Source organism: Caballeronia arvi (assembly GCF_001544695.2).
Classification (GTDB): domain Bacteria; phylum Pseudomonadota; class Gammaproteobacteria; order Burkholderiales; family Burkholderiaceae; genus Caballeronia; species Caballeronia arvi.
Genome location: NZ_FCOM02000009.1, coordinates 1 through 24,889, shown reverse-complemented (window position 1 = coordinate 24,889; position 24,889 = coordinate 1). Strand labels below are relative to the sequence as shown.

Genomic DNA, 24,889 nt, shown 5'->3' with positions numbered 1-24,889 from the left:
ATGAAAATCATCTTCTACGAAAAGGGCGCCGATCTCGACGCCTGGCTCGGCGGCCTGCGCCGCGAACTGCCGGACGCGGACCTGCGCGTGTGGGAGCCGGGCGACACCGCGAGCGCCGATTACGCGATCGTCTGGCGCGCGCCGCGCGAGCTTTTCGCGAATCGCCCCGATCTTCAGGCCGTGTTCAATCTGGGCGCGGGCGTCGATGCGATTCTCGATGTCGAGCGCAAGGAACCCGGCACGCTGCCGCCGAACGCGAAGCTCGTGCGTCTGGAAGACACCGGCATGGCGCAGCAGATGATCGAATACGCGACGTATTGCGTGCTGCGCTACATGCGCCGCTTCGATGAATACGAAGCGCTGAAGCACGAACATCGTTGGCAGAAGCTGCCGCAGCACGCGCGCGAATCGTTCACGGTCGGCGTGCTCGGGCTCGGCGTGCTCGGCGGTGAAGTCGCGAAGAGTTTGCTGAAACTCGGCGTTCCGGTGCGCGGTTACAGTCGCACGCCGAAGACGATCGAAGGTGTTCAGGTCCACGCGGGACCGGAGAACTTCGACGCCTTTCTCGATGGCGTCAAGGTGCTCATCAATCTGCTGCCGCACACGCCGGACACCGAAGGCATTCTGAACGGGCGCACGTTCGGCAAGCTCGCGCGCGGCGCGTATCTGGTGAACGTGGCGCGCGGCCCGCATCTCGTCGATGACGATCTGCTCGCCGCGCTCGACAGCGGCCAGCTCGCCGCCGCGACGCTCGATGTCTTCCACACCGAGCCTCTGCCGCAGGATCACGCGTTCTGGACGCATCCGCGCGTGACGATCACGCCGCATATTTCCGCGGAAACGCTGCGCGAGGAAAGCATCGTGCAGATCGCGGGCAAGATCAGGGCGCTCGCGCGCGGCGAGCCCATCAGCGGCATCGTCGATTTCAGGCGCGGATACTGAGAACACATCGAAAGGAGAGAGACATGATTCCGTCAAAAGTGAAAATCGTCGAAGTCGGGCCGCGCGACGGCCTGCAGAACGAAAAGCAGTTCGTCCCCACCGAAACCAAGATCGAGCTGGTGAACCGGCTCGCGAGCGCGGGCATCGTCAATGTGGAATCGACGTCGTTCGTGTCGCCGAAATGGGTGCCGCAGATGTCTGACGCCGCCGCCGTCATGGCCGGCATCGAGCGCCGTCCGGGCACGATCTACTCGGTGCTGACGCCGAACATGCGCGGCTTCGAAGGCGCGCTCGAATCGAAAGCCGATGAAATCGTGATCTTCGGCGCGGCGAGCGAAGCGTTCTCGCAGAAGAACATCAATTGCAGCATCGCGGAAAGCATCGCGCGCTTCGAGCCGGTCGCGAAAGCCGCGAAGGACGCGGGCATGCGGCTGCGCGGCAGCATTTCCTGCGCGCTCGGCTGTCCGTATCAGGGCGAAGTGAGCATCGAATCGGTCGTGGATGTCGTCGAGCGCATGAAGGCGCTCGGCTGCGATGAAATCGATATCGCCGATACCATCGGCATCGGCACGCCGAAACGCACGCGCGAAGTGATGGCGGCGGCGCAGAAGGTGTTTCCGCGCGAACGTCTTTCCGGGCATTTCCACGATACGTACGGCCAGGCCATCGGCAATATCTATGCGGCGCTGCTCGAAGGCATCGAGATTTACCACGCGTCGGTCGCGGGTCTCGGCGGCTGTCCGTATGCGAAGGGCGCGACCGGCAATGTCGCGACGGAAGACGTGGTGTATCTGATGAACGGACTCGGCATCGAGACGGGCGTCGATCTGGATCAGCTCGTCGAGATCGGCGACTTCATTTCGCGCGCGATCGACAAGCCAAGTTCGTCGCGTGCAGGCAAGGCGATCTTCACGAAAAAGCGCGATGGCGTCGCAGCCTGCGCGTGAACACGAAAGGAACACGAAAGGAACACGATGATCGATTCATTACCGGAATCGGCGCGCCGCGTCGCGCTGTTGCTGAAGGAACGCGGGCATCCGCACGATGTCGTGATGCTGCCCGAAACCGGCAAGACTTCGGCGGAAGCGGCGGCCGGGCTCGGCTGCGCGGTTGCGCAGATCGCGAAGTCGATCCTCTTTCGCCGCAAGGAAGACGACGCGCCCGTGCTGGTGATCGCGAGCGGCGCGAATCGCGTCGATGAAGCGAAGGTCGCGGCGCGCGTCGGCGCTTTGGCGCGCGCGGACGCGAAGTTCGTGCGCGAGAAGACCGGCTACGCGATCGGCGGCGTGTGTCCGATCGGCCACGCGGTCACGCCGGTCACGCTCATCGACGAGGACTTGCTCGCGCTCGAAAGTCTGTGGGCCGCGGCCGGGCATCCGCATGCGGTGTTTAATCTCTCGCCGCAGGAATTGGTCGAGCTGACGGGCGCGCCGGTCGTCGATGTAGCGTTGCGCGAGACTGCGGAGTCGTGACCGCCGTAGCGTCGCCGTGCGTCGATGTCTGTCGCATGAATCCGGAAACCGGCTTCTGCGACGGCTGCTGTCGCACCATCGACGAAATCGCCGCGTGGGCCGCTTACGACGATGACGCCAAGCGCGCAGTGCTCGCGCGCGTCGAGAGCCGCAGACAAGGCGCGCGTGTCGTGACGATCGGCGAATCCTTCGACGCGATGCTCGAACTGCCGCCCGACTCGATCAGGCACTTCGCGACGCTCGTCAACGACACGAACCCGCTGCATCACGACGACGCCTACGCGCGCGCAAGCCGCTTCGGCACGCTCATCGCATCGGGCACGCAGCCGACCGCGCATCTGATGGCGATGCTCGCCGCGCATTTTTCGCGCGACGCGCAGCCGCTCGGTCTCGAGTTCGGCATCAGGCTGACGCGCGCGGTGAAGGCGAACGACGTCCTCACGATGCATTGGCGCGTCACCGAAGCGAAATGGAAGCCGAGCCTCGACGGCGATCTCGTGAAGCTCGAAGGCGGCGCGCGCAATCAGCTCGGCGAAACGGTGATGAAGGCGACGGCGACCATCGTCGTCATGCCATTGGAGCAACGCGCGTGAAGGCGCTCCCCGAGTCGATGACGGTCTTCGAGCGCGGCTGGCTCTCGTCGAACAACGTGCTGTTCGATAGCGCCGAAGGCACGGCGATCGTCGATACCGGCTACGCGTCGCATGCGCCGCAGACGCTCGCGCTCGTCAGGCAGACGCTCGGCGCGCGCAAGCTCGATCTCATCGTCAATACGCATTTGCATTCGGATCATTGCGGCGGCAACGCGCTGCTTCAGCAGACTTACGCGTGCGACACGCTGATTCCCGCGAGCGAGGCGCACGCCGTGCGCGCGTGGGACGAAGACGCGCTCACGTTCCGCGCGACCGGCCAGCGCTGCGACCGGTTCGGCTTCACGGGCACGATCGACAACGGCATGATGCTCGCGCTCGGCGGCTTCGACTGGAACGTGCTCGGCGCGCCGGGCCACGATCCGCATTCGCTCATGCTCCATTGTCCGGAAACGCGCGTGCTCATCAGCGCGGATGCGTTGTGGGAAAACGGCTTCGGCGTGATCTTCCCCGAACTCGAAGGCGACAGCGGCTTCGCGGAAGAGCGCGCGGTGCTCGATCTGATCGCACGGCTCGACGTGGATATCGTGATTCCCGGCCACGGCGCGCCGTTCACGGATGTCAAGCGTGCGCTCGATACAGCGGCTTCACGTCTCGACTATCTGCGTGCCGATCCCGCGCGCAACGCGAAGAACGCGCTCAAGGTGCTGATCGTCTTCAAGCTGATGGAAGTGCGCACGATGACGCTGGACGCGATCCTTTCGATGACGGAACACGCCCGCGCGATGCGCGCCGCCGCCGATACGCTCGCGGCGTCTCACGAACGCAGGACGCTCATCGAAAACATGGTCGGGGAACTGGCGCGCGGCGGCTCGGTGAAGGTGAGCGGCGACGTCGTGTCGGCGGCGTAGCAAGCGCACCGCCAAAAAGAAAGCCGCTTGTCAGCTACGGCAAGCGGCAGAATCATAGGGACGTGATCAACGTCCAAGACATCGTAGCGCGACACTATTTCACGTGCATCGGTGCTTTCCCTACAAACTTCCAACGCTCACCTGAACTCGCGTAAGAACCAATGCCGGCGCGGGTTTCAGGGCGCATCGGCGGCGAAGAAAGCGAGCATTTCCGCGAGCAGCATCTCGGGCTGTTCCTCGGGAATGTAGTGGCCGCACGGCAACGCGCGGCCGCTCACGTCGCGTGCGACGCGCCGCCATTCTTCGAGCGCATCGAAGCATCGCTCGATGACGCCTTCCCGTCCCCACAGCACGCGTAGCGGAGACGCGACTTTCAGCCCGCGTTCGAGATCGGCGCGATCGTGCGCGAGATCGATGCTCGCCGACGCGCGATAGTCCTCGCACATCGCGAAGATCGTACCGGGCGATGCCAGCGCGTCGCGGTATGCCTGCAACGCGTGCGGCGCGAACGGGGCGAGGCCCGCGTGACGATTGCCCATCACGCGATCGATGTAGGCATCCGGATTGCCGCCGATCAGAAGCTCGGGCAGCGGCGTCGGCTGAATCAGGAAGAACCAGTGAAAGTAGGCCGTCGCGAATTCGCGGTCGGTGGCTTCATACATCGCGAGCGTCGGCGCGATATCGAGCAGCATCAGCCGGTCGACGGCATCGGGAAAATCCATCGCCATGCGATGCGCGACGCGCGCGCCGCGATCGTGCGCACACACGAGAAAGCGCTCGAAGCCGAAATGACGCATCACCGCGACCTGATCCGCGGCCATCGCGCGCTTGGAGTACGGCGTGTGATGCGCGTCGCTCGCAGGCTTGCCCGATGCACCATAACCGCGCAAGTCCGTCGCGATCACGGTGAAGTGCTTCGCGAGCTCGCCGGCGCATTTGTGCCAGATTTCGTGGGTTTGCGGATGGCCATGCATGAGCAGAAGCGGCGGCCCGTCACCACCTTTCATGCCGACGATGTCGACGCCCGCGGCATCGACGCGAAACGGCTCGTAGTCTCCGAAAGACATGATGTGTTCTTGTTCGTGGTATTGCCGATGATTGTAGGCGCGCTCATGCAGTCGCCGGGGCGCCGCCATGCGCGCAAACATCGAAACCGAAGAGTTCCTCGGGATTCGCCGATGTGTCACGTGAACTGCTATCGCTATAATCGAACGATCGTTCGCTGGCCACGCGCACGTGCTTTCCCGGACAATGAAGGTGCGTGCCAGTCGCAAGCGACGCTCGCGGAGTGGCCTCGACGCTGCTCTGACACATTCAGGAGACTTGTGCCATGGCCCTGCCCGCCATCTTGCAGCACCTCGCGTTGCCAGTCGTCGGCTCGCCGATGTTCATCGTCAGTTATCCCGAGCTCGTGCTCGCGCAGTGCAAGGCGGGCGTTGTCGGCTCGTTTCCGGCGCTGAACGCGCGCCCCGCCGAACAGCTCGACGAATGGCTCACGCAGATCCAGAGCGAGCTCGCGGCGCACAAGGCGGCGAACCCCGACGCGGTCATCGGACCGATCGCAGTCAATCAGATCGTTCATCAATCCAACGCGCGGCTCGAACAGGACGTGCGCGTGTGCGTCGAGCACAAGGTGCCGATTTTCATCACGAGCCTGCGCGCGCCCGTCAAAGAAATGATCGACGCGGTGCATTCGTATGGCGGCATCGTGCTGCACGACGTCATCAATCTGCGTCATGCGCAGAAGGCGCTCGAAGCGGGTGTCGACGGCCTCGTTCTCGTCGCGGCAGGCGCGGGCGGCCATGCGGGCACGACGTCGCCGTTCGCCCTCGTCGGCGAAGTGCGGCGCATCTTCGACGGTCCGATCGTGCTGTCGGGAGCGATCGCCAACGGCGGCTCCATCCTCGCCGCGCAGGCAATGGGCGCGGACCTCGCGTACATGGGCACGCGCTTCATCGCAACGAAGGAAGCGCATGCGCCGGACGAGTACAAGCGCGCGATCGTCGATGCGAAAGCGGCGGACATCATCTACACGAATCTCTTCACGGGTGTGCACGGCAATTACATCCGCGAGAGCATCGTCCGATCCGGGCTCGATCCGGACGCATTGCCCGAGTCCGACAAGACCGCGATGAACTTCGGCGATGGCACGAGCAGCAAGGCGAAGGCGTGGAAGGACATCTGGGGCGCGGGACAAGGCGTCGGCCTGATGCAGGACGTGCCGAGCGTCGCCGAGCTGGTTCAGCGGCTGAAGCGCGAGTACGACGGCGCGAAGAAGCGCCTCGCGATCGGCTGATTTTTCCCGATGCAGAAACGGAAACACCGCGCTCGAGGCGCGGTGTTTTCGTTCGATGCGGCCTGACTCGCTTAGAACTTCGCGCGGATGCCGACGCCGAAGGTATCGCCAGACGACAGGCTCGTGTACTTGTCGTTCAGGTACGCGGCGTAGACGTCGGTGCGCTTCGACAGCGGATAGTCGTAGCCGAGCGCCCAGCTCTTGTGCGTCTGATCGAGGCCGCCGTTGCTGCGCGAGTAAGCGTACGACGCCATCACCGTGCCCGGCCCGAGGGGAATCGTCACGCCGCCTTGTCCCGTGTTCACGTGGAAGGTGCCGGGGCCTTCGTAGTCGTTCTTCGTGTACATGTACTGCGCGAAAAACTTGACGTACTTCAGGTCGTAGGACGCGCCCAGTTGCCCGACGCTCTGGCTCTTGTAGCCGGGCGTCGCGAAACCGTCGACGGAAGTCAGATCGCCAGGCGTGTTGTTGAAGTTCACGTACTGGTAGACGCCGGTCGCCGCGAACGGGCCGTGGAAGTACAGGAACTGCGCGCTGTACTTCTTCGAGCGGCCGTCGCCGGCCTGGTTGCCGAAGGTGTACATCACGCTGCCCGACAGACCGTTGAAGTCCGGCGACGTGTACTGCACGGCGTTGTTCCAGCCCGAATCGCCAATCACGCCCTGATCCGTCCGATACGTCGGGAACGTGCCCGCGCCGAGGAACACGTGATAGACCATCGGCGAGAAGACGTACGAGTCGACGAACGGGTTGAAGAGAATCGTCGAGACGAAGAGCTGCGTCGTCAGACGGCCCGCCGTGAACGTGCCGATCGGACCTTGAATGCCGACGTACGAGTTGCGCGCGAAGAAGGTGTCGCCCTGGAAGCGTCCGTACTGGCCGTTCTGCGCGCGGAAGAAGCTTTCCAACGTGAAGATCGCCTTGTAGCCGCCGCCGAGATCCTCGGCGCCCTTCATACCCCAGTACGACGTCGACATGCCGCCGCCGCTCACATTCCACGCGCGATCGCCGCCGGGGAATTTCTGCGCGCCGACCCATTCGTCGACCTGCCCGTACAGCGAAACGCTCGACTGCGCGTGTGCCGCCCCCGCGGCGAATAGGCCGAGCATCGCTGCGGCAACTGCGGTGGCCTTGACCGTTGCTCTCACCGTAGTCTTCGGCGCACGGTTGACGGTTGACTTCATGAACTCTCCTGTCTTTGTCGAAAATTGAAAGCTTGGCGGGCGAGGGGCTTTGCACTCGCCTCGTCTGACCGGGCCTGACGGACGAATGGGCGAAAGAGGCATCGCATGTGGAGCGGCACCATCTTTACGGACCATTTTTCCGGCCAAAAATGTTTTTGGTTATTGCGGGTATAGCGGTTCGGATAATGCTGACTGGTGGCAGACGCGAAAAGGCACATGGCGTCGCGGGCGCGCGCTGGCTTTCATCGAAATCAACGCCTTGCAAAGCCAGTATCGGCGGGCCTTTTTGAGATACAGAAAGCCTTCTGAAATACCGAAAAAAGACATTTTTCCGCGCACGGCGCATTGTCCTTGCGCGGAAAAAAGAGGGGAACGTCTGAGAGAAATTCGACGCGCAACTGTGGCGCGATTACGTCAATGTGACAGCGGAACTAGACGCGCCGATACTTTTGCGCTCCGCCCGAAATCATGCACGGAACGCCGCCAGACGCTGGTGAAGAGAAGTGGTCAGTTACGGTAGCTTGCGTTGGCCGGCGTGCGGCCATCGTCCGACGGACGCCCGGGCGGGCGCGGCAGACTGCGCTCTTCGTTGTAGCGCGTGATGTCGGCGCGGATGGAGCCCGAACCGCGAAGCGGAACCGCCTGATCGGCGCGCGGGCCGGGGCGAACTTCGGCGCTGACGGGCGTCAGGCCATCTTTCGCGGCCACCGGCGTGTAATGCAGCGATTGCCGGCTGCTCACGGAATCGTCGAACACCGCCGACGACAGCCATTCGGCGCGCGGCCCTGCGAGCGCGAGCGAACCCGCTACCGCCAGCGCGCCGAGCGCGGCAGATACGAAAAGCCGGGTAGTCTTGCGAAAGCCAGTGAGCGCCATGTCCAAACTGCCAACGTCCGACCGATGTTCTCGTCCGTGGCGTCGAAAGCGGGGCTGCGCGCCAGGAGGACAACCGGCCGTAGTCGGAGCACCCGGGCTATGGCATCGATACGATGCAAAAACCCGCCGACCGGTGTATTCAACAATTTATTGGGCGTCGAGTCGGCAGTCGAGCCAAAAAGTGTTATGCCTGCTCGATGGTTGTAACACCGTGTTACGTCAGAGTTTTTCGCTTCATGCAGGCGTTTCGGACGCCCAATCATGTGACGAAATTTCCGACCGGAAAACCATTGTTAAAGGTCCAAATGTTGCTGCCGGAAAACCGCTTTTTTGCTCGGAAACGAGCGTCCATGCGGTTTGGTAATCAATCGATCCGGCAAATGAATTTGCCAATTTAATCGGGTACGAGCGAAAATCATGGTTTTTACTGACTTGACGCCGAAAACGCCGGACAGCTTGTTCGGGACGTCCAGGCACGAGATTCTCTGAATGGCACGGCCCAAATTTCTCCCCGACAATTTCACCCTGGCGCTCGTCGGCACGGTCATCATTGCGAGCTTCCTGCCATGCCGTGGCGGCGTGGCGATGGCTTTCAACTGGATCACCGATATCGCCATCGGTCTGCTGTTCTTCCTGCATGGCGCAAAACTCTCGCGCGAAGCTATCGTCGCCGGCGCGACCCACTGGCGCCTGCATCTCGTCGTGCTGCTCAGCACCTTTGCGCTTTTCCCGCTGCTCGGCCTCGTGCTCAAGCCGGTGCTCACGCCGCTCGTCACGCCCGCGCTCTACACCGGCATCCTGTTCCTTTGCACGCTGCCTTCGACGGTGCAGTCGTCGATTGCTTTCACCTCGATGGCGAAGGGCAACGTGCCGGCTGCCGTGTGCAGCGCGTCCGCGTCCAGCCTGCTCGGCATTTTCATCACGCCGGCGCTCGTCGGCCTCGTCGTGAGCAATCACGGCGCGACGACCGGCTCGCCTTGGCAGACGGTTGGCAACATCACGTTGCAACTGCTCGTGCCGTTCATCGCCGGGCAACTGCTGCGGCCGGCCATCGGCAAATGGATCGACAAGCATCGCGCGATGCTCAAGTTCGTGGATCAGGGCTCGATTCTGCTGGTCGTGTATGTGGCGTTCAGCGAGGCCGTCAACGAAGGCATCTGGCATTCGATCTCGCTCTCCACGCTCGCCGGCCTGCTCGCGGTCAACATTCTGCTGCTGGCGGCCGCGCTCTTCATCACGGCGTTCACTGCGAAGCGCCTCGGCTTCTCGCGCGCGGATCAGATCACGATCATTTTCTGCGGCTCGAAGAAAAGCCTCGCCTCCGGCATTCCGATGGCGAAAGTGATCTTCGCTTCGCATGCGGTCGGCGCGGTCGTGTTGCCGCTCATGCTGTTTCATCAGATCCAGCTCATGGTGTGCGCCGTGCTCGCGCAGCGCTGGGGCGCGCGCAAGACCGCGCCCGAACCTGCGCGCGACGGCAAGCGCGTCGGCGCTCCCGTTCGCCGCTGATTCAAACCCGCGCGGCGGCGACGCTCCCTGCTCCATCATCTTCCTTTCCTCCGACGATGGCCGCGACATGCGGCCTTCGTGTCATTTGAGCCCGGCTCCGCGCCGGCGTCGATTCAGCCAAACGGGATAGGCCAAAACACCTGACTCGACGTCTCGATTCAATTTCGTTCGTTGCCTGCCGTCCCGCGTTTCGGCCTACTCCTTTTGGCCGAATGGCGCCCGGGCATGTCCCTTGCCACACTCTTGTCCATAACCACGCAGAAAGCGCACACAGGACACGTCATGCGGACACAGCCCGTCACTCACCGAGCGCGGAACGAAACATGAATTGCGTCGAAGACCATGCGACGGCGTCCACGCTGCGCGCTTTCCTCGGCGAGCTACCGTTTCAACGCGGCAGCGCCGAAGACGCAGGACGCGCGTTGCGCGCGCTGATCGATGCCAGCCTCGACCGTCTGCCCTTGCCCGGCGAGGGCCGCACTGTCGAGCGCTGGCGCGCCCTTGGCGTGGTAGCAGCGTTCGACCTGTCGTTGGTCAAGCTGTACGAAGGTCATACGGATGCGCTCGCGATCCTTGCGGAACTCGGCTATGCACAGCCGCAGGACGGCAGCGCATGGGCCGTGTGGGCGGCCGAGCCACCGAACGCGCGTCTCTCGGCGCTGGGCGACCCGGAAGCGCAGACCGTGCTGCTGCACGGCACGAAGTCCTGGTGTTCCGGCGCGGCATCGGTCACGCATGCGCTCGTGACGGCGTGGAACGAGCGCAACGAACCGGTGCTCGCAGCCGTCGACCTGAGAGAGCGAGGCGTGAACATCACCGGCACTGGCTGGCAAGCGGTCGGCATGCGAGCGAGCGCGAGCGTCGACGTTCGCTTCGAGCGCGTGAGCGCGCGACTCATCGGCTCGCCACGCGCCTATCTCGAGCGGCCAGGCTTCTGGCACGGCGGCGCGGGAATCGCCGCTTGCTGGTTCGGCGCGGCCGCTGGCATCGCCACGTTCGTCGCGCGCGACGCGAAGCATCGCGCTGGCCCGCACAAGCTTGCGCATCTCGGCTCCATCGACACGACGCTGTGCGCCACGGCTGCACTGCTGCGCGAAACGGCGGCGTTCATCGATCGTGAGCCCGCCGCCGACGCGATGGCGCCCGCGATGCGCGCACGGCTCGCGGCGGAGCACGCAGCGGCATTCGTCGTCGAGCACGCGGGCCGTGCGCTCGGCGCAGGTCCGCTGTGCCGGGACGCGCATTTTGCGCAACTCATGGCCGACCTGCCCGTATTCATCCGACAAAGCCACGCCGAGCGCGACGAAGCGTCGCTCGCCGAGCGCGTCATCGAGGAGGAACAGATTTCATGGCAAGTGTGAGCACGCGGGCGCCGGCCGACCAGTCGACGACCGACACCGCCACCGACCGCGCCATTTCCGGCGACGGCACCCCCGAATCCGCATGGCAGGGATGGGGGCGTCTCGGCGCGCTGCCTGAAGTCGATCCCGCGGAACTCGTGCCATTCGGTGGCCGCGCTGTCGTAGTTGCGCCACACCCAGACGACGAAATCCTCGGCACCGGAGGACTGCTCGCGCGTCTCTCGGAAATCAGCCGAAACATACTCATCGTCGCCGTGACGGACGGCACTGCGAGCCATCCGAATTCGCCCGAATGGCCGCCTGAACGCCTTGCACGCGTGCGCCCGCTGGAAACGAGGGCTGCGCTGCAGCGGTTGCGTCTGCGTCATGTGCAGGTGGTCAGACTCGGACTTCAGGACGGCGAACCGGGCCGTATCGATGCCGGCTTGTCAGGATTGCTATCCAAACATCTTCAACCGGGCGATATCGTTTTCACCACATGGCGCTATGATGGGCACCCCGACCACGAGGCAGCCGGGCGCGCCGTTCATGCTGCGGCAGAAGCGCTCGAACTGCCTTGCGTGGAGGTGCCGCTCTGGACGTGGCACTGGGCGTCGCCGGACGATACGCGCGTGCCATGGAGCCGTGCTCGCCGTATCGTTCTCGACGGCGCAACGCACGCCCGGAAGCTTCGGGCCGTGCAGGCTTTCCGAAGCCAACTCGAACCTGACGCCGCAACCGGCCAGGCGCCAGTACTGCCTGAGCATGTGTTGGCCCGGCTGACGCGGCCTTTCGAAGTCGTACTCATATGAACTACAACACAAACAACAATACTAAGCAGTACTTCAATGACCTGTATCGCGAAAACGACGATCCCTGGAAGATCAGGCATCGCTGGTATGAGCGACGCAAGCGGGCGCTCACGCTCGCTTCGCTGCCGCAAGAGCACTATGCGCGCGCGTTCGAGCCCGGATGCGGCAACGGCGAGCTGACCGCGCTGCTCGCGGCACGCTGCGACGAACTCATCGCCACCGATATTTCCGAGGACGCCGTCGCGCTCACGCGGCAACGCGTCGCGCAATGCCCGAACGTGAAGGTCCAGCAGATGCTGTTGCCAGATGCCTGGCCGAGCGGCAAGTTCGACCTCGTCGTGATCAGCGAAATCGGCTATTACCTTGACGAGCCGCAGCTATGGCATATCGTCGAGCATATTCATCAGACCTTGTCGCGTAACGGCGCGGTCGTCGCGTGTCACTGGCGCAGGCCGATCGAAGGCTGGAGCCAGAACGGCGACGACGTTCACGCGAAGCTGCGGGGCCGCATGAGCATGCCGGTGCTGTGCCACTACTGGGACGATGATCTCGTTCTCGATGTCTGGACCCCCGACAAGCGCTCGATCCACGATCGGGAAACATCGGCCTAGCGTTTCCTAAATTTTACTAAACAAACAAACCGCAAGGAAACGTATATACAACAAGGGGCTACTGGTTTTCTCCAATCTCCCGCGAGGGTGATTTTGCGATTTTTTACTATACAATCGCCCTCGAAAAGCGAATCGGGCGGGCGCGATAAACATCGTGCGCGCTCGCTAAGCAACCAAAGACAGCCGACAAACAGGCGGAGACAGAGAACACCACGATGGCCACCACCATTCGCGATGTCGCGCGTGCGGCAAGCGTCTCGATCGGGACGGTGTCGCGCGCGCTCAAGAATCAACCGGGCTTGTCCGAGGCGACGCGCGTGCGTGTCGTCGAAGTCGCGCAGCAACTCGGCTATGACTCCGGGCAGTTGCGCACGCGCATTCGTCGCGTGACCTTTCTGCTGCACCGTCAGCACAACAATTTCGCCGTCAGCCCGTTCTTTTCGCACGTGCTGAACGGTTTCGAGGAAGCGTGCCGCGAACGGCGGCTCGTGCCGTCGGTGCTCACTGCCGGGCCGACGCACGATCTCGCGCAGCAAATGCGGCTGCACGCGCCCGACGCCATCGCGGTTGCGGGTTTCGTCGAGCCCGAATTGCTCACGCACCTGCATTCGCTCGCGCGACCCACCGTGCTGATCGATCTGCGCGCGCCGGGTTTCCGCTCGGTCAACATCGACAACGTGAAAGGTGCGTCGCTCGCGATGCAGCATCTGTTCGCGCAAGGGCGGCGGCGCATCGCGTTCATCGGCGGGTCGCTCGCGCATCACAGCATCGCGCAGCGTGCGCTTGGATATCGGAAAGCGTTTTTCGATGCCGGCCTGCTCTTCGATCCGACGCTAGAAATCATGACGCAGGCGGGCCTGCCCGCCGATCTCGCCGCCGCCGACGCAATGGAGCGCCTGATCGCCGACGCCCGCGCGCAATCCGGTCCGCTGCCCGACGCCGTTTTCGCCTATAACGATGCAGCGGCCCTCGCCGCGATGCGCGTCTGTCTCGCGCACGGGTTGCGCGTGCCGGACGACATCGCGTTTGTCGGTTTCGACGACATTCCGGCCGCCGCGCAAAGCACGCCGCCGCTCTCGACCGTCACCGTCGACAAGGAAGCGCTCGGGCGCCGCGGCGTCGAGTTGCTGTTGGAAGATCAATCGAGCCCGCCGAGCCAGGCCGATACGCTCGTCGCCGTCACTTTCGTTCCTCGCGCGAGCTCGGGCACGAGACAGGACATCAGCACGCCATGAACATGACCGCCTTACCTGCCATCGCGCAAGAAGTGTCAGTGGAACGCGAGACCGATTTCCGCAGCCGCGACTTCCTGCTCTCGCACGTGCGCGACACGCTCGCGTTCTACGCACCCAACGCGCGCGACCCGTCCGGCGGTTTCTTTCATTTCTTCAAGGACGACGGCAGCGTCTACGACCGCACGACGCGTCATCTCGTCAGCAGCACGCGCTTCGTCTTCAATTACGCGATGGCGTACCGCCACTTCGGCGACGCCGCGTATCAGGACGACGCGCGCCACGCTTTCAAATTTCTTCGCGACGCACACTGGGACGCCGCGAACGAAGGCTACGACTGGGAACTCGAGTGGCGCGACGGCCAGAAGCGCACGCTCGACGGCACGCGCCACTGCTACGGCATGGCATTCGTGCTGCTTGCCTGTGCGCACGCGGCGATGGCGGGCATCGACGAAGCGAAGCCGATGATCGACGAAACCTTCGCGATCATGGAGAAGCGTTTCTGGGATGCGGACGCCGGCCTCTACGCCGACGAAGCAACTGCCGACTGGCAACTTTCCGGCTATCGCGGGCAGAACGCGAACATGCACGCGACCGAGGCGCTGCTCGCCGCGTACGAGGCGACCGGCCACGTCATCTATCTGGACCGCGCGGAAAAGATCGCCGGCAATATCACGCTGCGTCAGGCGAAGCTGTCGAACGGGCTGGTGTGGGAGCACTTTCACCGCGACTGGTCGGTGGATTGGCACTACAACGAATCGGACAGCTCGAACATCTTCCGTCCGTGGGGCTTTCAACCGGGGCATCAGACCGAATGGGCCAAGCTGCTGCTGATACTGGAGCGGCATCGCGCGCTGCCGTGGCTTAGCGCCCGCGCCGTCGAACTGTTCGACGCCGGATTCAGCCGCGCGTGGGACAGCCGTCACGGCGGCCTCTACTACGGCTTCGGTCCCGACGACACGATCTGCGATCACGACAAATATTTCTGGGTGCAGGCAGAAAGCTTCGCGGCGGCGGCGCTGCTCGGCGCGCGCACGGGCCGCGAGCGTTTCTGGGACTGCTACGACGAACTGTGGCGCTATAGCTGGGCGCACTTCGTCGATCACGAATATGGCGCGTGGTTTCGCATTCTCACGTGCGACAACCGCAAGTACGGCGACGAGAAGAGTCCCGCCGGCAAAACCGACTACCACACGATGGGCGCGTGCTACGAAGTGCTGAACGCGCTTTCTCCGCCCCAAACCTCACGGTGACAACGATGGCAAGCGAGCAACCCAACTTCCCGCAATTCGTGTCGGCAGGCGACATTCTCACCGACATGATCCGCACGGACGTGTCGAGCTGGCTGTCGCGTCCGGGCGGCGCAGGCTGGAACGTCGCGCGCGCGGTCGCGCGGCTCGGCCTGCCGACGGCCTGCGCCGGCTCGCTCGGCACGGACAATTTCTCCGACGACCTGTGGGAAGCGAGCGCCGCATCGGGTCTGGACATGCGCTTCATGCAGCGAGTGGAGCGTCCGCCGCTGCTCGCGATCGTCCACAAGACGCAACCGCCTACGTACTACTTCATGGGCGAGAACGGCGCGGATCTGGCATTCGATCCGTCGCGGCTGCCGCAAGGCTGGATGGAGCGCGTGAAGTGGGCGCATTTCGGCTGCATCAGCCTCGTGCGCCAGCCGCTCGGCGCCACGCTCGCGAAACTTGCCGCCGAATTGCGCGAGCACGGCGTGAAGATCAGCTTCGACCCGAACTATCGCAATCTGATGGAGCACGGCTACGAGCCGATCCTGCGCAACATGGCGGGCCTCGCCGATCTCATCAAAGTGTCGGACGAAGATCTGCACATGCTGTTCAAGGGCATGCCCGAAGCGGACGCGCTCTCAAAAATCCGCTCGATGAACCCGCAAGCCACCGTGCTCGTCACGCGCGGCTCGGCGCAAGCCACGCTCTACGCGGGCGACGAGCAATTCAGCGCGCGCCCGCCGAGCGTCGAAGTGGCGGATACGGTCGGCGCAGGCGATGCGTCCATCGGCGGACTGCTCTACAGCCTGATGGCGCGCCACGGCGGCTGGTCCGATCATCTGAAGTTCGCGCTCGCGGCGGGCGCGGCGGCGTGCCGTCATTCGGGCGCGCATTCGCCTTCGCTGGAAGAGGTCGAAGAACTGCTGCAATAGCTGTCGCACGCGTTAAATATCTGCGTGCTAGCATGGATTTCGTCCTTGCCCGGAGGCGAATCCATCGTGGAAGACACCACCTATACGAAAGGCATCTATACGGCGACGATCGGCGTGCGCGCCATCGACAGCGGCAGGTTCCAGGGTCTCGTCTCGCTCGCGCGCGACGACGGCGGGGATGCCGATGCGACGCTCTACCAGGTGGAGGCCGCATCCGGGAACGAGGAAGAAGCGCTCAACGAAGCGCGGGCGCTCGCGCACCGCATCCTTGGGGAAATCGAACTCTAGCCACGCTGCATGGCTGCATCGGAGGTCATCATGCCGGAGCAGGTCTTCCTTTATGGCGTCTACGCCATCCACGTGAGGCCGGTCGAGCTCCAGGGCTCGCGCTGGGACGCGGAATACGAGATCCGTCATCACGACAAGGCGGTGCAGCCGTGGACGACCGTCGGCGGCGATGACGGTCTCGCCGACCGCGCCGAAGCCGTCGAACTGGCGCATCGGCGCGCGGTGTCGGATATCGAAGCCGGCGCGGGCATCCCGAAGCCGCGCGCGTTTCCTTAATTTTCGTTCGACGGATGCGCGAGACCTATATGGGCGTCCAACGCGAGCCGCTCCGCCTCGCGGCGATCGATCGCTGACGCGCGCTCGTAGCCTTCCCGCGCGAGCGAGCGCTCGACGTAATCGAAAAGCACGCCCTGCGGTTCGATCAGCTTCGCCTTGAACGCGATCTGCAGCGTGCTCGCGGCGAGGATATCGGCGGCGGTGAACTGCTCGCCGAGGAGCCACGGACCTTCTTCCAGCGCGCTTTCGATCGCGTGCTCGACGCGTCCGAGATCGCCCCAGCCGAAACTCACCGTGTTGCCTTGCGCGCCGGTCATGCGCTCGGCCATCGCGGGTTCCAGACACGAACCCGTGAAAAACATCCATTGCAGAAAACGGCCGCGCGACGGATCGTCCAGCGGCGCGCCGAGCGCGGTTTCCGGATAGCGATCCGCGAGATAGAGCAGCACCGCGCCCGATTCCGCGACGCGCACCCCGCCGTCTTCCAGCGCGGGCAGCTTCGACATCGGATTGACGCGGCAGAAATTCGCATTGTTCTGCGCGCCCGCGCGGATATTCACGAACTCGAGCTGATACGGCACGCGCATTTCCTCGAGCATCCACAGCGCGCGGAAGGCGCGCGTCTTCGGCCAGTAGAAGAGCTTCATCGGCGTCGCTTTTTGTCGGCTTTCCAGGCGTTCAGATTAGTCCCTTCGTGAGCCGCTGCCTGATCCGGGTTTACGCGCAGCCGCACCGGATCGAGAAAATTCCTCTCGCTCATCTCGAAAATAGGCCGGTTGCTCCTCGATGCGCGCGGAATCGGGGCAAGTGCGCAAAAACATTCTGCATTTGTCGACAAAGAATGTCGCATTGCCTCGCATACCTAGAAAGACTGGAGAACCCATGAACGCGCGCGTCCCCGCCGATATCTTTTCGCCTCCCGCTTTGTCCGACTATCAGCTCGGTGACAACCTCTCCGCCACCAAAGGCCGCATCTTCCTGACCGGCACGCAGGCGCTCGTGCGCCTCGTGCTGATGCAGCGCGAACTCGACCGCGCCGCCGGCCTGAATACGGCGGGCTTCGTCAGCGGCTATCGCGGCTCGCCGCTCGGCATGGTCGATCAGCAGTTGTGGAAGGCGAAGAAACTGCTCGCGTCGCACGATGTGCGCTTTTTGCCCGCGATCAACGAGGAACTCGGCGGAACGGCCGTGCTCGGCACGCAGCGCGTGGAATCGGACGCGGAACGCACCGTCGATGGCGTGTTCGCGATGTGGTACGGCAAAGGACCGGGCGTCGACCGCGCGGGCGATGCGCTCAAGCACGGCAACGCGTACGGCTCGTCGCCGCACGGTGGCGTGCTGGTCGTCGCGGGCGATGACCACGGCTGCGTGTCGTCGTCGATGCCGCATCAGAGCGACCAGACGATGATTTCCTGGCACATGCCGGTGGTGAATCCGTCGAACGTCGCGGACATGCTGGAATTCGGGCTCTACGGCTGGGCGCTGTCGCGCTTCTCGGGCGCGTGGATCGGCTTCAAGGCGATTTCGGAAACGGTCGAATCCGGTTCGACCGTCGATCTCGATGCCCTGAAGCTCGACTGGAAAGCGCCGCAAGATTTCACGCCGCCGGCGGGCGGTCTGCACAACCGCTGGCCCGATCTGCCGAGCCTGACGATCGAAGCGCGCCTCGCCGCGAAGATCGACGCCGTGCGCCACTTCGCTCGCGTGAACAGCATCGACAAGTGGATTGCGCCGAGCCCGCGCGCGAACGTGGGCATCGTGACGTGCGGCAAGGCGCACCTCGACCTGATGGAAGCGTTGCGCCGCCTCGAACTCACCGTCGATGATCTCGATGCCGCCGGCGTGCGCATCTACAAGGTCGGGCTGTCGTATCCGCTCGAAACGACGCGGCTGGAAACCTTCGTCGATGGCCTGAGCGAAGTGCTCGTGATCGAAGAAAAAGGTCCGGTCATCGAGCAGCAGATCAAGGATCATCTGTATAACCGCGTCGATGGCGCGCGGCCGGTTGTCGTCGGCAAGAACGCCGTCGATGGCGCGCCGCTGCTTTCCGCGCTCGGCGAACTGCGTCCGTCGCGCGTGCTACCGGTGTTCGCGCAATGGCTCGCGCGTCACAAGCCGGTGCTCGATCGCCGCGACAAGGTCGTCGATCTTGTCGCGCCGCAAATCCTGTCGAACGTCGCCGATGCCGTGAAGCGCACGCCCTATTTCTGCTCGGGCTGCCCGCACAACACATCGACGAAAGTGCCGGAAGGGTCCGTCGCGCAGGCGGGCATCGGTTGTCACTTCATGGCGTCGTGGATGGAGCGCGACACGACCGGCCTCATTCAGATGGGCGGCGAAGGCGTGGACTGGGCGTCGCACTCGATGTTCACCAAGACCAAGCACGTCTTCCAGAATCTGGGCGACGGCACGTACTTCCATTCGGGCATTCTCGCGATTCGTCAGGCCGTGGCCGCGAAGGCGAACATCACGTACAAGATTCTCTATAACGACGCCGTCGCGATGACCGGCGGCCAGCCCGTCGACGGCAGCATTTCCGTGCCGCAGATCGCGCGGCAGGTGGAAGCGGAAGGCATCGCGCTGCTGGTCGTCGTCAGCGACGAGCCGGAAAAGTACATCGGTCACGAAGATCAGTTTCCGCGCGGCACGACGTTTCATCATCGCGGCGAACTCGATACCGTGCAGCGCCGCCTGCGCGACACGCCGGGCGTCACCGTGCTGATCTACGACCAGACGTGCGCGGCGGAAAAGCGCCGTCGCCGGAAAAAGAACGAGTTTCCCGATCCGGACAAGCGTCTTTTCATCAATGAAGCCGTCTGCGAAGGCTGCGGCGATTGCGGCGTGCAGTCGAATTGCCTGTCCGTCGAGCCGGTCGAAACGGAGCTCGGACGCAAGCGCCGCATCGATCAGTCGTCGTGCAACAAGGATTATTCGTGCGTGAACGGCTTCTGTCCGAGCTTCGTCACGCTCGAAGGCGCGAAGCTGAAGAAGGCCGAAGGCCACGCGTTCGATCCCGCCGAGCTCGCGCGCCGCGTCGATGCGATGCCGCTGCCACAAGGCGCGCTCGACAACGCGCCCTACGACATTCTCGTGACGGGTGTCGGTGGCACGGGCGTCGTGACGGTCGGCGCGTTGATCAGCATGGCGGCGCATCTGGAAGGCAAGAGCGCGTCGGTGCTCGACTTCATGGGCTTCGCGCAGAAAGGCGGCTCCGTGCTGTCGTTCGTGCGCTTCGCCGCGACGGACGCGCTCTTGAATCAGGTGCGCATCGATACGCAACAGGCCGATTTGCTGCTCGCGTGCGACATGGTCGTCGGCGCGAGTCCGGAAGCGTTGCAGACGGTGCGGCACGACCGCACGAAGATCGTCGTGAATACGCACGCGATTCCGAACGCGAGTTTCGTGCAGAACCCCGAAGCCAATCTTCATGCCGATGCCCTGCTCGCCAAGATGCACCACGCCGCCGGCCCCGGCGCGCACGACGCGATGCGCAGTTGCGACGCGCAGGCGATCGCGCAGCGTTTTCTTGGCGACACCATCGGCGCGAACATTCTGATGCTCGGCTTCGCGTGGCAGCTCGGTCTCGTGCCGCTGTCGCTGGCAGCGTTGATGCGCGCGATCGAGCTGAACAACGTCGCGGTCGCGGCGAACAAGCTCGCGTTTTCGATCGGCCGTCTCGCAGCGCACGACATGACCGCGCTCGAATCGCTGACGGCGCGCGTGCAGGCGCAGCACATCCCGATGAGCGAGATGACGCTGCCCGAACTCATCAGCGATCGCGAAGAGCGTTTGCTCGCTTATGGCGGCGCGAAGGTCGTCGGCCGTTATCGTGCGTTGCTCGCAAAAGCCTCGACGAACGAAGACGTGAAGCGCGCCATCGCGATCTCGTTCTACAAACTGCTCGCCGTGAAGGACGAGTACGAAGTCGCGCGCCTGCATGCGAACCCGGCGTTTCGCGCCGCGCTCGCCGCGCAGTTCGAAGGCGCGGCGGGCTCCGACTACACGGTGAAGTTCAATCTCGCGCCGCCGGTTCTGTCGCACGGCGGCGTGCCGAAGAAGAAGACGTTCGGCCAGTGGATGTGGCCCGTGTTCGGCGGACTGGCGAAGTTCCGCGCGCTGCGCGGCACCGTGCTCGATCCGTTCGGCAAGACGCTCGAACGCCGCATGGAACGCCAACTCGCCGACGACTTCGAGATCACGATGTCGCGCGCCTTATCGCGTGTGAACGCCGATAACGCGAACGAAGTAAAAGCGCTCGCCGCGCTGTTCGAGAAGGTGCGCGGCTACGGTCACGTGAAGCTGGCGAACGTCGCGATGGTCAAGCGCAGCGAACGCGACATCGCCGCGCGCATCGGCATCGAAGCAGCGACGGGCGATGCGGTGCGCGCCGCCATCGGCACGATGAAAGGTGCGTCGTCGCTGAAGGGCATTCCGGTGGTCGTGGCGAAGTGATCAGTCGATATCGTCGGGCAGCCAGTCGATGTCGCCGCACAACACGCAGCGCTTGCCTTGCGAGCGCGTCTCCACGGACAGCGTGACGCACGGCATCGCCTCGTTGATCGACAGATACGGCTTCGTCACATGCACACGCTCGGGATCGCCGAGCGCCGCGCGGAAGTACGGGCGGCGCAGCCAGTTCGCGCCCTGCGCGTCGATGAGCGGCAGAAAGCGCGCTTCGTGCGCGGCGCGATCGGCGCGCAGCACGACGTTGCGGCCCGCCTGCCTGCCGTTCTGATCGAGCAGGAAGCAGCGCGCGGCGTGATCGAGCGCGAGGAAATTCCAGCACACTTCGTCGAGCGGTTCGCCTGCCGCGAGCCGTTCCGCGGCGCGTTCGAACGCGCGGATGTACGGCTGAAGGCGTGTGGCAACGCGCCGCTCGCGCGCTTCGGTCTGCATGCGATATCGATCGGTCAGTTCGCCGATGATGTCGCGCGCGTGCATGCCGTCGGCCAGTCCCGGATGCGGTCGCGCGAAGAAAAATCCCTGCACGAAATCCGCACCGCTCGCGAGCGCGAGTTGCGCTTCGTGCTCCGTCTCGACGCCTTCGATCAGCACGAGCTTGCCTGCTTCGTGCAGCAGCGACACGATCCCCGACAGCACCGCCTCCATGTTGCGCCGCTGCTTGAGCGTGCGCGCCGAGGGCGGCGCATGCACGTTGTGGCCCGCGTGCGAAAGCATTACGCGGTCGAGCTTGACGATATCGGGATCGAGTTGCCAGATACGCTCGATGTTCGTGTGACCCGCGCCGAAGTCGTCGAGCGCGATGAGAAAACCGTGCTCGCGGAACTGCTGCACCGCGAGCGCGAGCCGCTCGATGTCTTCCGCGCTTTGCTCCAGCACTTCGAGCACGACGCGGCGCGGCTCGATGTCGAGCCGCCGCAGGTTCGCGAGCAGCGCCGCCGCGTGATACGGCTCGGTCAGCGCGCCGGGATGCACGTTGAGAAAGAGCCATTCGGTCTGCGCGCCGAGCATCTTGAAGTTCTCCAGATGCAGCGCCTGCGCGAGCCGGTCGATCTGCAGCGCTTCGCCGACGCGCGACGCCTGCCCGAACACATCGAGCGGCGACACCGGACGATCGAGCGCATCGTGCGCGCGCAGCAGACCTTCGTAGCCGACCGCGCGCATGTGCGACAGGCTGAATACTGGCTGAAAGACGCTCGACAGCGTCCAGTCTCCGTGTTCGACCGAATAGCGGTCGAATCCCGATGTCACGCCCAGCTCGAAGCTGCGCGCGCAAACGGTCGTTTTTTCGGGGTTTGCGATCACCATGCCGATGCCCTCGCCTGATCGATCGCCCACGCCTTGCGTACCTTCGTCATAAGAACCGCCCTCGGTGATCTCGTCGGGAGTCTCGATGTCCCGTGGCTTGCGATAAAGCAAGCTCCATGCGCACGGCGCGCCGCGCATCGCCGTGATTTGCTTCGCGCGATGCACCGCCAACAGGCGCTTTCACGTGCATACGCACCGTCTCGGTGCGTGATCGTCCTGCCCTCTTCGCTGCCTGCACTGTCGGGCCGGGCTAAACTTTCGGCTCATCGAATCAATGTAAGACGCCGCGCTCAACGGGTATCGGCTGCATCGCACATATGGAAATCGTTTTTACCGTCCTCATTCTTTTGCTCGCGGTGGCGCTCTCCGGATTCGGGCTCTCCCTGCTTCCGGTGAAGCTGCCGCTGCCGCTCATCCAGATTGCGATCGGCGCGTGCCTTGCGTGGCCGGGACTCGGACTGCACGTCACGTTCGATCCCGAGCTGTTCATGCTGCTGTTCATTCCGCCGCTGCTGTTCGCGGACGGCTGGCGCATTCCGAAGCGCGAGCTCTACATGCAGCGCCGCGCGATCCTGATGCTCGCGCTCGGACTCGTGTTCATCACCGTCGGCGTGCTCGGCTACTTTCTTCACGCGATGATTCCGTCGATGCCGCTGCCCGTCGCGTTCGCGCTCGCCGCCGTGCTCTCGCCCACCGACGCCGTCGCGCTGACGGGCATCGCGGGGCGCAAGCGCATTCCGGCGGGCCTCATGCATATCCTGGAAGGCGAAGCGCTGATGAACGACGCATCGGGCCTCGTCGCGCTGAAGTTCGCGATCGCGGCCGCGCTGACGGGCGTGTTCTCGCTGCGCGACGCGACGATCAGCTTTTTCATCATCGCGGCGGGCGGGCTCGTGATCGGCGCGGCGATCAGTTGGGCGGTCACCGAGATTCCGGCGCGTCTCCTGAAGTTCTCCGAAGACGACGACCCCGCTGCCGGCGTGATCCTGACGATCCTGATTCCGTTCGCGTCGTACGTCGTGGCCGAGCATCTCGGCTGCTCGGGCATTCTGGCGGCGGTGTCGGCGGGCATGATGATGAACATCCAGAGCCTGCGCGACAGCATTCCGAGCGCGGTGCGCGTGCGCATGACGAGCACGTGGACGATGATCGAGTTCGTCTTCAACGGCATGGTGTTCATCCTGCTCGGGCTGCAGTTTCCGCACATTCTCGGACAGGCGCTGATCGAGGCGCATCACGACAGCGATGCGCAGGTCGGCCTGCTGATCGGCTATGTGTTCGCGACCGTGATCGCGCTGTACGCGCTGCGTTTCGTCTGGGTGTACTCGCTGCGCTGGGTCGCGGCGCGCAAGACGGCGAAGCAGGGACTCGACAGCGCCGCGCCCGGCTTTCGCACGCTGGCGCTGACGACGATCGGCGGCGTGCGCGGCGCGGTGACGCTCGCGGGCGTGCTGTCGCTGCCGGTGTCGCTGGACAATGGCGCGCCGCTCGCAGGACGCGATCTGGCGATATTCATCGCGTCGGCGGTGATTCTGGTGTCCCTATTGATCGCGGTGGTGGGTTTGCCGCTGATGCTGCTCGGCATCGAGCGCGAGAAGAATCCGCACGCGGCGGAGGAGCGGATGGCGCGGCGTCGTGCGGCGCAGGCGGCGATTCGCGCGATCGACGATACGCACGACGAGTTGATCGAGCAGATGGACGAAGCCGCTTCGGCACGGTGCGCCGATTCGACGGCGCGGGTGATGAGTTTGTATCGGCGCCGGCTGGAGCAGTTGGGTGAGGAAGAGGCGCCGCGTGTCGCCGCCAAGAAGAGCGAGATGATGGAGACGCGGCTCAAGATGGCTGCGTTGCGGGCGGAGCGGGCTGAGTTGCTGAAGTTGCGGTATTCGCAGGCTATCAATGATGAGACTTTGAATAAGCTGATGCGGGAGGTTGATTTATCGGAGACTGCGATTGTTAATCGCAAGAGGGGGACGGGGGGGTAGCCTCGGGTTCTTCGCCGGATCCCACATTCGCGTTGGTTTATTAGCATTGCCCCTCCCCGGGGCGGGGGTAACTTTCTTTGCTGCTGCAAAGAAAGTCACCAAAGAAAGCAGCTATCCCCAGCCTAAGCACTTCATGCCGGCCGCGGCACAGGCGATTGGTTGAATGGAACCCAGAGTAGCGAGTGCCCCCAAAGGCCCAACCGGGCTTGGATCGCGCACGGTCTGCCGCCCGATAACGTCAAGCGTGCTGGTTCAGCACGAAATAGCTTCGGCACAGCGCTACGCGCTGCCGCCGGGTAAGCAAGGGAAACCCACGTGCGGCAAACGCGTCGCGTGCACGCAAACCCGATCGACCCGTCGGCCGCGAAGCGGGCCGGAGCTTGCAGGGGCTGCGCCAGTTCGTTAAGCGGTGCGATGAAACAGACCGTGCGCGATCCAAGCCCCGCGAGTTTTGTGAGAGCACTCGCTACTCCGGGTTCCATTCAGCCAATCGCCTGTGCCGCGGCCGGTGTGAAGTGCTCAGGCTGGGGATAGCTGCTTTCTTTGGTGACTTGTATATTGCCCTCAGTGTTCGGTTGCTGATCCCTTCCGTGCACGCGAAGCGGTAGCCCGTTTGTGTTACATGG

Annotated in this window: 22 protein-coding genes; 17 read left to right on the top strand and 5 right to left on the bottom strand. The window is 64.0% G+C overall.

The annotated features are described in order from the left end of the window. From AWB74_RS12875 to AWB74_RS12855, 5 genes are read left to right on the top strand one after another with little or no spacing between them, the layout of a single operon-like run. Positions 1–942, top strand: a complete 942-nt coding sequence (locus AWB74_RS12875; protein WP_061147152.1) for a 2-hydroxyacid dehydrogenase — start codon at positions 1–3, stop codon at positions 940–942. A gap of 23 nt (positions 943–965) precedes the next feature. Further along, entirely contained in the window at positions 966–1,889 is a 924-nt protein-coding gene (locus tag AWB74_RS12870; RefSeq protein WP_061147151.1) for a hydroxymethylglutaryl-CoA lyase, read from the top strand. Between the two features lie 27 nt (positions 1,890–1,916). Then, on the top strand, positions 1,917–2,414 hold the full coding sequence (locus tag AWB74_RS12865; protein ID WP_061147150.1) for a YbaK/EbsC family protein: 498 nt from the start codon (positions 1,917–1,919) through the stop codon (positions 2,412–2,414). Further along, on the top strand, positions 2,411–3,007 hold the full coding sequence (locus AWB74_RS12860) for a DUF1289 domain-containing protein (protein ID WP_087038975.1): 597 nt from the start codon (positions 2,411–2,413) through the stop codon (positions 3,005–3,007). The genes AWB74_RS12865 and AWB74_RS12860 overlap by 4 nt, the downstream gene beginning before the upstream one ends. Then, positions 3,004–3,915 (top strand): MBL fold metallo-hydrolase, encoded by a 912-nt coding sequence (locus AWB74_RS12855; protein ID WP_061147149.1) that lies wholly within the window; start codon positions 3,004–3,006, stop codon positions 3,913–3,915. Before AWB74_RS12860 ends, AWB74_RS12855 begins: the two co-directional genes overlap by 4 nt. 176 nt (positions 3,916–4,091) lie before the next feature. On the opposite strand, the gene AWB74_RS12850 is transcribed toward AWB74_RS12855, so the two are convergent. Continuing rightward, positions 4,092–4,982 (bottom strand): alpha/beta fold hydrolase, encoded by an 891-nt coding sequence (locus AWB74_RS12850; protein WP_061147321.1) that lies wholly within the window; start codon positions 4,980–4,982, stop codon positions 4,092–4,094. A 263-nt stretch (positions 4,983–5,245) separates the two neighbouring features. Here AWB74_RS12850 and AWB74_RS12845 point away from each other — a divergent pair, with 263 nt between their 5' ends. Further along, on the top strand, positions 5,246–6,211 hold the full coding sequence (locus AWB74_RS12845) for an NAD(P)H-dependent flavin oxidoreductase (protein ID WP_061147148.1): 966 nt from the start codon (positions 5,246–5,248) through the stop codon (positions 6,209–6,211). 71 nt (positions 6,212–6,282) lie between these two features. On the opposite strand, the gene AWB74_RS12840 is transcribed toward AWB74_RS12845, so the two are convergent. Beyond that, complete coding sequence (locus AWB74_RS12840) at positions 6,283–7,395, bottom strand: porin (RefSeq protein WP_061147147.1); 1,113 nt, start codon at positions 7,393–7,395, stop codon at positions 6,283–6,285. A 507-nt stretch (positions 7,396–7,902) separates the two neighbouring features. After that, on the bottom strand, positions 7,903–8,271 hold the full coding sequence (locus AWB74_RS12835) for a hypothetical protein (protein WP_061147146.1): 369 nt from the start codon (positions 8,269–8,271) through the stop codon (positions 7,903–7,905). 489 nt (positions 8,272–8,760) lie between these two features. Here AWB74_RS12835 and AWB74_RS12830 point away from each other — a divergent pair, with 489 nt between their 5' ends. From AWB74_RS12830 to AWB74_RS12790, 9 genes are all read left to right on the top strand, one after another. Further along, complete coding sequence (locus tag AWB74_RS12830; RefSeq protein WP_061147145.1) at positions 8,761–9,780, top strand: bile acid:sodium symporter family protein; 1,020 nt, start codon at positions 8,761–8,763, stop codon at positions 9,778–9,780. A 323-nt stretch (positions 9,781–10,103) separates the two neighbouring features. Beyond that, on the top strand, positions 10,104–11,141 hold the full coding sequence (locus AWB74_RS12825; RefSeq protein WP_061147144.1) for a hypothetical protein: 1,038 nt from the start codon (positions 10,104–10,106) through the stop codon (positions 11,139–11,141). Next, positions 11,129–11,932: a PIG-L deacetylase family protein gene (locus tag AWB74_RS12820; protein WP_061147143.1), complete on the top strand. Its 804-nt coding sequence runs from the start codon at positions 11,129–11,131 to the stop codon at positions 11,930–11,932. The genes AWB74_RS12825 and AWB74_RS12820 overlap by 13 nt, the downstream gene beginning before the upstream one ends. Beyond that, positions 11,929–12,543 carry a class I SAM-dependent methyltransferase gene (locus tag AWB74_RS12815; protein ID WP_061147142.1) on the top strand — a complete coding sequence of 205 codons (615 nt, stop codon included), beginning with the start codon at positions 11,929–11,931 and terminating at the stop codon, positions 12,541–12,543. The genes AWB74_RS12820 and AWB74_RS12815 overlap by 4 nt, the downstream gene beginning before the upstream one ends. A gap of 215 nt (positions 12,544–12,758) precedes the next feature. Continuing rightward, on the top strand, positions 12,759–13,778 hold the full coding sequence (locus AWB74_RS12810; RefSeq protein WP_061147141.1) for a LacI family DNA-binding transcriptional regulator: 1,020 nt from the start codon (positions 12,759–12,761) through the stop codon (positions 13,776–13,778). Next, entirely contained in the window at positions 13,775–15,028 is a 1,254-nt protein-coding gene (locus AWB74_RS12805) for an AGE family epimerase/isomerase (protein WP_061147140.1), read from the top strand. Before AWB74_RS12810 ends, AWB74_RS12805 begins: the two co-directional genes overlap by 4 nt. Positions 15,029–15,033: 5 nt before the next feature. After that, a complete protein-coding gene (locus AWB74_RS12800; RefSeq protein ID WP_061147139.1) occupies positions 15,034–15,945 on the top strand; it encodes a carbohydrate kinase family protein in 912 nt (303 codons plus the stop codon). Between the two features lie 66 nt (positions 15,946–16,011). Then, on the top strand, positions 16,012–16,233 hold the full coding sequence (locus AWB74_RS12795; RefSeq protein WP_061147320.1) for a hypothetical protein: 222 nt from the start codon (positions 16,012–16,014) through the stop codon (positions 16,231–16,233). Positions 16,234–16,263: 30 nt separating this feature from the next. Further along, a complete protein-coding gene (locus AWB74_RS12790; protein ID WP_061147319.1) occupies positions 16,264–16,509 on the top strand; it encodes a hypothetical protein in 246 nt (81 codons plus the stop codon). Here the strand turns inward: AWB74_RS12790 and AWB74_RS12785 are convergent. Next, positions 16,506–17,156: a glutathione S-transferase family protein gene (locus tag AWB74_RS12785; protein ID WP_061147138.1), complete on the bottom strand. Its 651-nt coding sequence runs from the start codon at positions 17,154–17,156 to the stop codon at positions 16,506–16,508. The genes AWB74_RS12790 and AWB74_RS12785 overlap by 4 nt on opposite strands. A gap of 235 nt (positions 17,157–17,391) precedes the next feature. On the opposite strand from AWB74_RS12785, the gene AWB74_RS12780 reads away from it, so the two are divergent. Beyond that, positions 17,392–20,961, top strand: a complete 3,570-nt coding sequence (locus AWB74_RS12780; protein ID WP_061147137.1) for an indolepyruvate ferredoxin oxidoreductase family protein — start codon at positions 17,392–17,394, stop codon at positions 20,959–20,961. Here AWB74_RS12780 and AWB74_RS12775 read toward each other — a convergent pair whose 3' ends face one another. After that, a complete protein-coding gene (locus tag AWB74_RS12775) occupies positions 20,962–22,278 on the bottom strand; it encodes an EAL domain-containing protein (RefSeq protein WP_061147318.1) in 1,317 nt (438 codons plus the stop codon). Between the two features lie 317 nt (positions 22,279–22,595). Here AWB74_RS12775 and AWB74_RS12770 point away from each other — a divergent pair, with 317 nt between their 5' ends. Next, entirely contained in the window at positions 22,596–24,263 is a 1,668-nt protein-coding gene (locus AWB74_RS12770; RefSeq protein ID WP_061147136.1) for a Na+/H+ antiporter, read from the top strand. Positions 24,264–24,889: the final 626 nt, after the last annotated feature.

What these genes read in the sequence shown, in the direction of transcription:
- AWB74_RS12830 (WP_061147145.1), top strand. Translation starts at nt 8,761, where the DNA reads ATGGCACGGCCCAAATTTCTCCCCGACAATTTCACCCTGGCGCTCGTC.
- AWB74_RS12875 (WP_061147152.1), top strand. Translation starts at nt 1, where the DNA reads ATGAAAATCATCTTCTACGAAAAGGGCGCCGATCTCGACGCCTGGCTC.
- AWB74_RS12850 (WP_061147321.1), bottom strand. Translation starts at nt 4,982, where the DNA reads ATGTCTTTCGGAGACTACGAGCCGTTTCGCGTCGATGCCGCGGGCGTC.
- AWB74_RS12815 (WP_061147142.1), top strand. Translation starts at nt 11,929, where the DNA reads ATGAACTACAACACAAACAACAATACTAAGCAGTACTTCAATGACCTG.
- AWB74_RS12770 (WP_061147136.1), top strand. Translation starts at nt 22,596, where the DNA reads ATGGAAATCGTTTTTACCGTCCTCATTCTTTTGCTCGCGGTGGCGCTC.
- AWB74_RS12775 (WP_061147318.1), bottom strand. Translation starts at nt 22,278, where the DNA reads ATGGTGATCGCAAACCCCGAAAAAACGACCGTTTGCGCGCGCAGCTTC.
- AWB74_RS12820 (WP_061147143.1), top strand. Translation starts at nt 11,129, where the DNA reads ATGGCAAGTGTGAGCACGCGGGCGCCGGCCGACCAGTCGACGACCGAC.
- AWB74_RS12845 (WP_061147148.1), top strand. Translation starts at nt 5,246, where the DNA reads ATGGCCCTGCCCGCCATCTTGCAGCACCTCGCGTTGCCAGTCGTCGGC.
- AWB74_RS12805 (WP_061147140.1), top strand. Translation starts at nt 13,775, where the DNA reads ATGAACATGACCGCCTTACCTGCCATCGCGCAAGAAGTGTCAGTGGAA.
- AWB74_RS12810 (WP_061147141.1), top strand. Translation starts at nt 12,759, where the DNA reads ATGGCCACCACCATTCGCGATGTCGCGCGTGCGGCAAGCGTCTCGATC.
- AWB74_RS12780 (WP_061147137.1), top strand. Translation starts at nt 17,392, where the DNA reads ATGAACGCGCGCGTCCCCGCCGATATCTTTTCGCCTCCCGCTTTGTCC.
- AWB74_RS12785 (WP_061147138.1), bottom strand. Translation starts at nt 17,156, where the DNA reads ATGAAGCTCTTCTACTGGCCGAAGACGCGCGCCTTCCGCGCGCTGTGG.
- AWB74_RS12865 (WP_061147150.1), top strand. Translation starts at nt 1,917, where the DNA reads ATGATCGATTCATTACCGGAATCGGCGCGCCGCGTCGCGCTGTTGCTG.
- AWB74_RS12800 (WP_061147139.1), top strand. Translation starts at nt 15,034, where the DNA reads ATGGCAAGCGAGCAACCCAACTTCCCGCAATTCGTGTCGGCAGGCGAC.
- AWB74_RS12840 (WP_061147147.1), bottom strand. Translation starts at nt 7,395, where the DNA reads ATGAAGTCAACCGTCAACCGTGCGCCGAAGACTACGGTGAGAGCAACG.
- AWB74_RS12825 (WP_061147144.1), top strand. Translation starts at nt 10,104, where the DNA reads ATGAATTGCGTCGAAGACCATGCGACGGCGTCCACGCTGCGCGCTTTC.
- AWB74_RS12835 (WP_061147146.1), bottom strand. Translation starts at nt 8,271, where the DNA reads ATGGCGCTCACTGGCTTTCGCAAGACTACCCGGCTTTTCGTATCTGCC.
- AWB74_RS12870 (WP_061147151.1), top strand. Translation starts at nt 966, where the DNA reads ATGATTCCGTCAAAAGTGAAAATCGTCGAAGTCGGGCCGCGCGACGGC.
- AWB74_RS12790 (WP_061147319.1), top strand. Translation starts at nt 16,264, where the DNA reads ATGCCGGAGCAGGTCTTCCTTTATGGCGTCTACGCCATCCACGTGAGG.